8 protein-coding genes are annotated in these 10,507 nt (G+C 66.1%); 3 read left to right on the top strand and 5 right to left on the bottom strand.

Annotation, left to right across the window (positions count from 1 at the left end):
- Together ACXJL8_RS22320 and ACXJL8_RS22325 are read left to right on the top strand one after the other, a co-directional pair.
- Positions 1–321, top strand: a 321-nt coding sequence (locus ACXJL8_RS22320) for an aminotransferase class I/II-fold pyridoxal phosphate-dependent enzyme (RefSeq protein WP_456685597.1), incomplete at its 5' end; no start/stop codon positions are given.
- 311 nt (positions 322–632) lie between these two features.
- Positions 633–4,142, top strand: a complete 3,510-nt coding sequence (locus ACXJL8_RS22325; RefSeq protein ID WP_456685598.1) for a PAS domain-containing hybrid sensor histidine kinase/response regulator — start codon at positions 633–635, stop codon at positions 4,140–4,142.
- Between the two features lie 10 nt (positions 4,143–4,152).
- Here ACXJL8_RS22325 and ACXJL8_RS22330 read toward each other — a convergent pair whose 3' ends face one another.
- The 4 genes from ACXJL8_RS22330 to ACXJL8_RS22345 form a co-directional block, all read right to left on the bottom strand.
- A complete protein-coding gene (locus ACXJL8_RS22330) occupies positions 4,153–4,977 on the bottom strand; it encodes an SDR family NAD(P)-dependent oxidoreductase (RefSeq protein ID WP_456622568.1) in 825 nt (274 codons plus the stop codon).
- An 18-nt stretch (positions 4,978–4,995) separates the two neighbouring features.
- Positions 4,996–5,550 carry a cytochrome P460 family protein gene (locus tag ACXJL8_RS22335; RefSeq protein WP_456622523.1) on the bottom strand — a complete coding sequence of 185 codons (555 nt, stop codon included), beginning with the start codon at positions 5,548–5,550 and terminating at the stop codon, positions 4,996–4,998.
- Between the two features lie 72 nt (positions 5,551–5,622).
- Entirely contained in the window at positions 5,623–6,654 is a 1,032-nt protein-coding gene (locus ACXJL8_RS22340) for an alpha/beta fold hydrolase (protein ID WP_456622524.1), read from the bottom strand.
- Positions 6,655–6,687: 33 nt separating this feature from the next.
- A complete protein-coding gene (locus ACXJL8_RS22345) occupies positions 6,688–7,107 on the bottom strand; it encodes an organic hydroperoxide resistance protein (RefSeq protein ID WP_456685599.1) in 420 nt (139 codons plus the stop codon).
- A 196-nt stretch (positions 7,108–7,303) separates the two neighbouring features.
- Here ACXJL8_RS22345 and ACXJL8_RS22350 point away from each other — a divergent pair, with 196 nt between their 5' ends.
- Entirely contained in the window at positions 7,304–10,159 is a 2,856-nt protein-coding gene (locus tag ACXJL8_RS22350) for an ATP-binding protein (RefSeq protein WP_456622526.1), read from the top strand.
- Between the two features lie 166 nt (positions 10,160–10,325).
- Here the strand turns inward: ACXJL8_RS22350 and ACXJL8_RS22355 are convergent.
- The coding region (locus ACXJL8_RS22355) for a response regulator transcription factor (protein ID WP_456685600.1) at positions 10,326–10,507 on the bottom strand (182 nt) is incomplete at its 5' end.

Raw genomic sequence — 10,507 nt, forward strand, 5'->3', positions numbered from 1 at the left:
CACCAGGACCGCGCCGCCCGCGTCAAGGCGATCCTCAATGCCGCCGGCCTGCCGGTGATGTCGAGCGATACCCACATCGTGCCGCTGTTCATCGGCGACGCCGAGAAGTGCAAGCAGGCCTCCGACCTCCTGCTCGAAGAGCACGGCATCTACATCCAGCCGATCAACTATCCGACGGTCGCCAAGGGCACCGAGCGCCTGCGCATCACGCCCTCGCCCTATCACGATGACGGCCTGATCGATCAGCTCGCCGAAGCCCTGCTGCAAGTGTGGGACCGCCTCGGCCTGCCACTGCGCGAAAAGTCGCTGGCGGCGGAGTAGGGTCCCGGTCGAGGCTTCTCTTCGCCTCTCCCCGCGTGCGGGGAGAGGCCGGATTGCATCGCCAGATGCGATCCGGGTGAGGGGGAGTCTCCGCGAATCCAATATCACCGCCCCCGCGGAAGCTCCCCCTCACCCCACCCTCTCCCCGCAAGCGGGGCGAGGGAGTGCAGGCAGCTCGCCCCACAGCTTAACGACAATGCCAGTTCCAGCACCCGCCCGGCATTTCGCTGTCGCTTGCAGACGCCCAACGCGCTAGATTTACAGGGAAAATGAGATCGGGCGCGTGTTGCGCCCTGGGAGAGCCCGTCGCAATGCTCCACGACTGGGGCGTGATTGCCGTCGCCTTCGGCTATATCGGCTTTCTGTTCCTGGTGGCGAGCCATGGCGACCGCCGCTCGCCGGCCGGGCGCGGCCGCGCGTCCGGGCTGATCTATCCGCTGTCGCTCGCGATCTATTGCACCTCGTGGACCTTCTTCGGCTCGGTCGGCTTCGCCACCCGCGCCTCGACCGACTTCCTCGCGATCTATGTCGGACCGATCCTGATGATCGGGCTCGGCGCGGGCGTGCTGCGCCGCGTGATCCAGCTCGCGAAGGCCCACAACATCACCTCGATCGCCGACTTCATCGGCGCGCGTTACGGCAAGAGCCAGGCGGTGGCGGCAACCGTCGCGCTGATCGCGATCATCGGCTCGGTGCCCTACATCGCACTGCAATTGAAGGCGGTCGCCTCCTCGCTCGAAACCATTCTGAGCGAAGACCAGGCGTTCTCCCATATCCCGATCCTCGGCGACATGGCGCTGATGGTGACGCTGGCGATGGCCGCCTTCGCCGTGCTGTTCGGCACACGGCAGACGGATGCCACCGAGCACCAGCACGGCCTGATGCTGGCGGTCGCGACCGAATCCATCATCAAGCTGGTCGCCTTCCTCGCCGCCGGCATCTTCGTCACCTTCTGGATGTTCTCGCCGCACGAATTGATCGAGCGCGCCATGAAGACGCCGGAGGCGGTTCGCGCGATCAACTATTCGCCCTCGATCGGCAACTTCCTCACCATGACGCTGCTGTCGCTGTGCGCGATCATGCTGCTGCCGCGCCAGTTCCACGTCAGCGTGGTGGAGAATTCCTCGGATGCCGAGGTCGGTCGCGCGCGCTGGCTGTTTCCGCTCTATCTGGTCGCCATCAATTTGTTCGTGATCCCGATCGCGATCGCGGGCCTCGTCACCTTTCCGTTCGGCGCGGCCGATCCCGACATGTACGTGCTGGCGCTGCCGATGGAGGGTGGCGGGGAGCTGCTCAGCGTCGCCATTTTCGTCGGCGGCCTGTCGGCGGCGACCGCGATGGTGATCGTCGAATGCGTCGCGCTCTCGATCATGGTCTCGAACGACCTCGTGGTGCCCCTGGTGCTGCAACGACGGCCCGAGGGCCGCACCGGCGGCGCCGATTTCAGCGACTTCCTGCTGCGCTCGCGGCGGCTCGCGATCTTCGCCATCATGGTGATGGCCTATTTCTACTACCGCGCGCTCGGCAACACCCAGCTTGTCGCGATCGGCCTATTGTCCTTTGCCGCCATCGCCCAGCTTGCGCCAAGCTTCTTCGGCGGGCTGCTGTGGCGGCGGGCGACTGCGCGCGGCGCGATCGGCGGAATGCTGGTCGGCTTCGCGGTGTGGCTCTACACGCTGTTCATGCCGAGCTTCATGGACTCCTCGACTTCAGGCATCCTGCTGCTCCAGCATGGACCGTTCGGAATCGAGGCGCTGCGGCCACAGGCGCTGTTCGGTGCCGACCTGCCCCCGCTGATGCATGGCGTCATCTGGTCGCTGGCGCTCAACATCCTCACCTATGTGCTGCTGTCGCTGGCGCGCCGGCCGTCGTCCATCGAGCTGGTGCAGGCCGATCTGTTCGTGCCCGACACGCTCGCCCCGATATCTCCGAATTTCCGCCGCTGGCGCACCACCGTCACGGTGCAGGACATCCAGACCACGGTTGCGCAATATCTCGGGCCCGACCGCGCCCGGCATTCCTTCGAGGCGTTCTCGGCCCGGCGCAACGTGCGGCTGGAGCAGGCGGCGCCGGCCGATTTCGAGCTGCTCCAGCACGCCGAGCACCTGATCGCCTCCTCGATCGGCGCGGCGTCCTCGCGCCTCGTGATGTCGCTGCTGCTGCGCAAGCGGACGGTGTCGGCCAAAGCCGCGCTGAAACTGCTCGACGATTCCCATGCGGCGCTGCACTTCAACCGCGAGATCCTGCAGACCGCGCTCAACCACGTGCGCCAGGGCATCGCGGTGTTCGACGCCGACCTGCAACTGATCTGCTCCAACCGGCAGTTYGGCGATCTCCTCAACGTGCCGCCGCATTTCATCCAGTTCGGCACGCCCTTGCGCGAGATCCTGGAATTCATGGGCGTGAGCGAGCCGGCCGATCCGATCGAGCGCGAGGCCATGCTGGAACGGCGACTCACGGCCTACACCACCGACGGCGAGCCCTATCTGGAACGCCTGCCCGACCGCCACATGGTGATCGAGATTTTGACCAACCGCATGCCCGGCGGCGGCTTCGTCATCACCTTCACCGACGTCACGCCCACGTTCGAGGYGGCCGAAGCGCTGGAGCGCGCCAATGCGACGCTGGAAAAGCGGGTGCGCGACCGCACCGAGGAACTGACCCGGCTGAACTCGGAGCTGGCGCTGGCCAAGAGCGCGGCCGAGGACGCCAGCATCTCCAAGACGCGCTTCCTTGCGGCGGCCAGCCACGACATCCTGCAGCCGCTGAACGCGGCGCGGCTCTACGTCACCAGCCTGGTCGAGCGCCAGCACAGCGGCGAGGAGACGCGGCTGGTCGAGAACATCGACGAGTCGCTCCAGGCGATCGAGGAGATCCTCGGCGCACTGCTCGACATCTCGCGGCTGGATGCCGGCGCGATGGCGACCTCGATCTCGAGCTTCAAGATGGCCGATTTGATGCGCTCGCTGGAAATCGAGTTCGCGCCGATCGCGCGCGCCAAGAACCTGGAGCTCGCTTTCGTGCCCTGCTCGCTGCCGGTCGAGTCGGATCGGCTGCTGCTGCGGCGGCTGCTCCAGAATCTGATCTCCAACGCGATCAAATATACCCCCCGCGGGCGCGTGCTGGTCGGCTGCCGCCGCCGCGGCGCCTCGCTCAAGATCTGCGTCTACGACACCGGCGTCGGCATTCCGCTGGTCAAGCGTGGCGAGATCTTCAAGGAATTCCACCGCCTGGAGCAGGGTGCCCGGATCGCGCGCGGGCTGGGGCTCGGGCTGTCGATCGTCGAACGTCTCGCGCGCGTGCTCAACCATGGCATCGCGATCGACTCCAACGCGGGCGGCGGCTCGGTGTTTTCGGTGACGGTGCCGACGGCGAAGGCGATCACCCACACCGCCGCCGTGACCAGCGCGACGCCGCTCGCGCGCACGCCGATCTCGGGCGCACTGATCGTCTGCATCGAGAACGACGCGGCGATCCTCGACGGCATGCGGACGCTGTTGAAGGCCTGGGACGCCGAGGTGATCGCGGTTGCCGATCCCGAAGGCGCAATCGCCGCGATCGAAGCCGCCGGCCGCCGCGTCACCGGCCTGCTCGTCGACTATCATCTCGACCGCGGCAACGGCATCGCCGCCATCCGCGACATCCGCCGCCGCTTCGGCGACGCCATCCCCGCGATCCTGATAACGGCCGACCGCAGCCCCGCCGTGCAGGTGGCCGCGCGGGATGAAAAGGTCGCGGTGCTGAACAAGCCGGTGAAGCCGGCGTCACTCCGCGCTCTGCTCGGGCAGTGGCGCACGCAGCAGATGGTGGCGGCCGAGTGAGCCGCGCCGATCAATAGTCGGTCGATACGCTGAGCGTCCGCCACCTCTCCAGCTCTTCGAGACGCTGCCGGTCCATCGCCGCGATGGCGTTGACGGCGTCGCTACCAAGCGCGATGCGCAGAGGCGGACGATCCATACCGACGAGCTTCAGCACGGCGACGGCGGCCTTGGCGGGATCGCCGGGCTGGCGGCCATCATAATCTCGCTGCATCCTGACGGCGGCGCCGACGACGGCGTCGTATTCCGCGCGGCCTTCATCTGCTTCACGTGCGGTTTGCGCAAAGCCCGTGCGGAAGCCGCCGGGCTCGACGATCGTCACATGCACGCCGATCAGCGCCATCTCGCGCGCCAGCGATTCCGAGAAACCTTCGATCCCCCACTTCGCCGCTGAATAGGCCGCGCGTGCGGGTGCGCCGATCCGTCCGCCGACCGACGAAAATTGCACGATGTGCCCACGATGCTGCCTGCGCAGCACGGGAATCGCCGCCTTCGTGACGATGATGGTTCCGAACAGATTGGCCTCGATCTGCCGCCGGAACGACTCCAGGCTCGTATCTTCGACTGACCCGAGGTCTCCGTAGCCGGCGTTGTTCACGACCACATCGATGCCGCCGAACGCCGCCACCGCGAGTGCTATGGCCGCCTGTGCCGCGCTCTCATTGGTGACGTCGAGCGTTGCGAGCCGCAGTCTTTCGCCGAAGCGTTCTCGCAACGGTTCGAGTTGACGGAGATCCCGGGCAGTCGCAACCACCTGGTCTCCCGCCGCGAGGGCTGCTTCCGTGATGGCGCGGCCAAGCCCGCGCGAGCTGCCGCTGATGAACCAGGTCTTCAAGATGACGGCCTCCGGAAGGTCTCAGGGCGCGAGCCGGGTGAAGACATAGTCACGGCCCTTGGCGCGGGCATCGTGGCAGGCAAAGCAGGTGCGATGCTGGGCCTCGTCGACGGGCTTGCCGTTGATGAAGCGGCCAAAACCCCAGCCGCCAGTTGAAGCATATTTTTTGGAGTCCTTGACCATCACCTGGACGGTGGTGGCGGCGCCCGGAATGGTCGCGGATGCGAACTCCGGTGATTGCTTCCGCTTCCAGGCGCGCTTGACGAGAATGGTGCCGTCCGGGAACGGCAGCTTTCCAGCCTGATAGGCGTCGATCGCGGTCTGGTTGCCGACGACGGCGCGAAGCTCGTCCAGAGGCGCCGCCTCCTCCGCCGGCGCAATCAGCTCCCATTGCTTGTAGCCGTTGGGAATGGTGACGCCGAAGATCGGCGACGCGTTCGCCGTCGCCGGCCCCTCCGCGAGCGCGATCGAGACCAGGTACGGCACGCAGGTCAGGACGGCGACGAGCAGCACCGCGGCCGGCACTATGACCGTGAGATAGAGGGATTTCTTCGAGTCAGGTTTGGTGGGCATCATGGCATTTCATCAAGCTGCGATCGCGGGTGGGCCTCGGTCCAACCTGGCTGGACCGAGGCATTGAAGGAATTCTCAGGCGCCGGCGTCGGCATCGATGACCGCCTTGGCAAAGACTTGTGGTGCTTCCTGAGGCAGGTTGTGGCCGATGCCACCCGTGATCAGGCGAAAGTCGTACCGACCGGAGAACTTCTTGGCATAGGCGCTGGGGTCCGGGTGCGGGGCGCCATTGGCATCGCCTTCCATCGTGATGGTCGGGACACCGATCATCGGAGCCGCGGCGAGCTTCTTTTCGAGCTCCTCGTATTTCGCTTCGCCCTGGGCAAGCCCGAGCCGCCAACGGTAATTGTGGATCGTGATCGCGACATGATCCTTGTTGTCGAGCGCCGCCGCGCTGCGGTCGAAAGTGGCGTCGTCGAACTTCCACTGCGGCGAAGCGAGCTTCCAGATCAGCTTCGCGAAATCGTGCGTGTACTTCTCGTAGCCGGCGCGGCCGCGCTCGGTCGCGAAATAGAACTGGTACCACCATTGCAACTCGGCCGACGGCGGCAACGGCATGTTGCCGGCGGCCTGGCTGGAGATGAGATAGCCGCTGACCGACACCAGCGCGCGGCAACGCTCCGGCCACAGCGCGGCGATGATGTCGGCGGTGCGCGCGCCCCAGTCGAAGCCGGCGACGACCGCCGTCTTGATGTTGAGCGCATCCATCAGTGCGATGATGTCGACGGCCATCGCGGCCGGCTCGCCGTTGCGCAGCGTCTCGCCGGAGAGGAAGCGCGTCGTGCCGTAGCCGCGCAAATAGGGGATGATCACGCGATAGCCGGCCTGCGCCAGGATCGGCGCGACATCAACGAAGGCGTGAATGTCGTAGGGCCAGCCGTGCAGCAGGATCGCGACGGGGCCGTTCGAGGGACCAGCTTCCGCATAGCCGACATTGAGGACGCCGGCGTCGATCTGCTTGATCGGACCGAAGGACGCATGGGTTGCCGACGATCGCGTCGCGTCCGTTTCGGCGCGGGCGAGGCCGATCACGCCGAGACCGGCCGCGACGGTTCCCGCGGCGACGCCAAAAAACTTGCGGCGATGCTGGTCGATGATTTGCTTCATGGTGTTGCTACCTTGCTGGTGGTTGGTGGTGCGTCAGATCAGCGCGACCGTGACGTCGATGTTGCCTCGGACGGCCTTGGAATAAGMGCAAGTCTGGTGCGCCTCATCGATGATGCCGCGCGCGATCTCGCGATCGAGGCCCGGCAGGCTGACATTGAGGCGCGCCATGAGCGAATAAGCGCCCTCGTCGAGCACAAGATCGATCTCAGCATCGATCGCGCATTTCCTCGGAAGGTCGATCTTCCGCTTGCGGGCCGCGATCTCCATGGCGCCTTCGAAGCAGGCGGACCAACCGGYCGCGAACAATTGCTCGGGATTGGTGCCGATGCCCGCGGCGCCCGGCGGCGAGAGCCTCACGTCGAGGCGGCCGTCGGAGCTGCGCGACATGCCGTCCTGCCGCCCGCCGGCGGTGTGGGTGCGGGCCGTGTAGAGCAGTTTTACCGTTGCGCTCATGAATATCTCCTTGCCGTCGCGCAATTGCCTATCAGCCGCCGCCGCCGTACACCCGTTTGGTTTTGTAAGAAGTTGTGAGACCGGCGCGGAACCCGCGATTGCGAGGCCTGCATCCAGTTTCTGATCACGATGCAATGCCCCATCTTGCCGGATCGCGGTTCGCTGGCTATCCGGTTCCCAAATGGACAGACTCGCCATGACTGAACCGGCCGGGCCCACGGCAGGAACGCTATCGTTCGGGCCATTCACCGTGACGCCGCAGGAAAGGCTCGTGATGCGAGATGGTATCGCGCTGCCGCTCGGCGCCAGGAGCTTCGACACGCTGATCGCATTGATGTCGCGGCCGAACGAGGTCGTCGGCAAGTCGGAGCTGATGGCGTTGGTCTGGCCCGGCATGATCGTGGAAGAAGCCAATCTGCGCTTTCACATCGCAGCGCTTCGGAAAGCGCTGGGCGACGGCAAGGACGGCGCCCGCTACATCGCGACGCTGTCAGGCCGCGGCTATTGCTTCGTGGCGCCGATCTCGCAGAGCGGTCTTCCGACAGAACGGCGTCCGGCACCGCAGCTGGAATTGCCGCCCGTCAAGCTGCCGAACCGGCTGCAGCGGATGGTGGGGCGAGCCGATGCGATCGCCACCGTGTCGGACCAGCTCCTCGCCTCACGCTTCGTCACGATCGTCGGCCCGGGCGGCGTCGGCAAGACGGCAATTGCCGTGGCGATCGCCCACGACCTGCTCGAGACGTTCGCCGACGTCGCACACTTCGTGGATCTTGCCGCGCTCAGCGATCCCGATCTCGTGATCACCTCGATCCTGCTGATGCTCGGCCTGCCGGCGCAGACCGACGATCCGATGCCCGCCTTGCTTGCGCACCTGCACGACAAGAAGCTGCTGCTGATCCTGGACAATTGCGAGCACGTCGTCGCAGCAGCCGCGCCTCTGGCCGCGGAGATATTTCGGGCCGCGCCGCAGGTCCATATCCTGGCCACCAGCCGCGAAGCCCTGCGCGTCGAGGGCGAGCAGGTCTATCGATTGGCGCCGCTGGCCGTTCCGCCCGATGGTCCGGGGCTGACGGCTGCGGCCGCGCGGACCTATCCCGCGCTGGAGCTTTTTCTCGAACGTGCGAGAGCCGGCGGCGCGCAGATCGCGCTCGACGATGCCAACGCCGCCATCGCCGCGGGCATCTGCCGCAAGCTCGACGGCATGGCCCTGGCGATCGAGCTCGCCGCCGGCCGGGTCGAGGCCTATGGCCTGAAGCAGACCGCAGCGCTGCTGGATGAGCGCCTCAACCTGCTCTGGCAGGGTCAGCGCACCGCGCCGCCGCGGCAGAAGACGTTGCAGGCGACGCTGGACTGGAGCTACGGGCTCCTGTCCGACCTCGAACGCCTCGTACTGCGCAGGCTCGCGGTTTTCGCCGGGCACTTCACCATCGACGCCGCGCTCGAGGTCGTGCCGGACGAACGCGTCGATCGCGCCCGGCTGTTCGATGCCATCGACAGCCTCGTCGCCAAGTCGATGGTGGCGCCGCGGCCGGTCGGCGCCATGATGCGCTACCGCCTGCTGGATACGACGCGCGCCTATCTGCTCGAGATCGAGCGAGACGAAACCGCGCTCGCCGCCCGCCACGCCACCTACTACCGGCAATGGCTGGAACAGGCCGGCACGACATGGGCGACGGTGCCGAGCGCCGACGAGCGCGCCGTCCATTTCTCCGCGCTTCACAATGTGCGCGCCGCACTGGACTGGAGTTTTGGAGGCAGCGGCGATACCGGCATCGGCATAGCGCTCGCCGTAGCGGCGGCGCCGATCTTTCTCGCGATGTCGCTGCTGATCGAATGCCGGCGCTGGTCGGAACGGGCGCTGCTTGCGATCGATCCGTCCGCGCGCGGAAGCGCCGAGGAAATGCACCTGCAGGCCGCTCTCGGACTGACTTTGATGTTCACCCGCGGCGGCAGCGAGGCCGCACGCGGCGCCCTGACCAGGAGCCTTGCGATCGCCGAGACGCGCGGCGACGCGCCGAACCAGCTCCAGCTGCTCGGCCGGATGCACATCTTCCACGAGCGCATCGGACAGTTCGACGCGGCGCTCCGCTATGCGCAGCAGAGCCTCGTCGTCGCCGAAGCGCTGGGCGACCCTGCCTCCATTGCGCTCGCTTATTCACTGCTGGGCGTCTCGCTGCATCTGGGCGGGGAACACCGCGATGCGCTGAAGATGCTGGAACTCGCCTGGCAGGGGCCGGGAACGGAACACATCAGCACGCTCTACGGCTTCGATCATCGCAACCGGGCCGGCATCTCACTGGCGCGAGAACTATGGTTGCAGGGCCGGCCTTCGCATGCGCGGCAACTGGCGCAGCAGACGGTCACCGATGCCGCGCAGATGGATCATCCGATCACGCTCTGCATCGCATTGATCTGGGCGGTCTCGATCGATCTCTGGAGCGGAGACCTCGACGGCGCGGAAGAGAACATCGATCGATTCATCGCGCATGCGGAGTCGCGTTCGATGGGCCCTTATCTGGCAGTCGGAAGAGGCGTCAAAGGCGAACTGGCGATCCGGCGTGGCGACGCCGCGGGCGGCGTCGCCACGATAAGGCGTTGTCTCCAGGAACTCCATGACGCGGGCTATGAGCTGCTCACCACCACGTTCAACATCGCGCTGGTCCAGGGCCTGCTGGCCCTCGATCAGGTCGAGCAGAGCGCGCGATTGATCGACGATGCGATCCGTCTCGTCGCGCAGAGCGGCGATCATTTGTACATGCCGGAGCTGTTGCGGATGAAAGGCAGAGTTCTGTTGTCGCTGCCAGAACCCAAGGCTGAGCAAGCAGAAGCCCACTTCATGCAGTCATTGGGTTTGAGCCGCCGCAAAGGCGCAAAAGCGTGGGAACTGCGGGCCGCGATCGAACTCGCCGGGCTCCTTGCCGAACGCGGCCGGCACGAGCAAGCGATACGAATGATTCAATCTGCTCTTGAGGGCTTTGCTGAAGATTCCGATACGGCGGATATTAGGGGCGCCAACGAACTGCGACGGACATTATCAACTCCGTCATCCTGAGGCGCGAGTGGCGCGATGCAAATGCATCGCGCCGGGAGCCTCGAAGGATGAACGGCCGAGGTGCCAGCCGGGCCGTTCATCCTTCGAGGCCTCCGCTACGCTCCGGCACCTCCAGCGACAAAGGCTTCGCCTTTGCGCGGGGATGACGGGGTTGATCGCCTGGCTCTCACCCCGTCGGCGTGCCCTGCTTCCACTGGCCGCCGGCGATCCTGGCGGCCGCGATCACCGCCTGCGTCCGGCTCTCGACGCCGAGCTTTTGCAGGATGGCCGAGACATGCGCCTTGATGGTGGCCTCGGAGACGCCGAGCTCGTAGGCGATTTGCTTGTTGAGGAGGCCCTCCGACAGCA

The organism is Bradyrhizobium sp. P5_C11_2 (assembly GCF_054049755.1).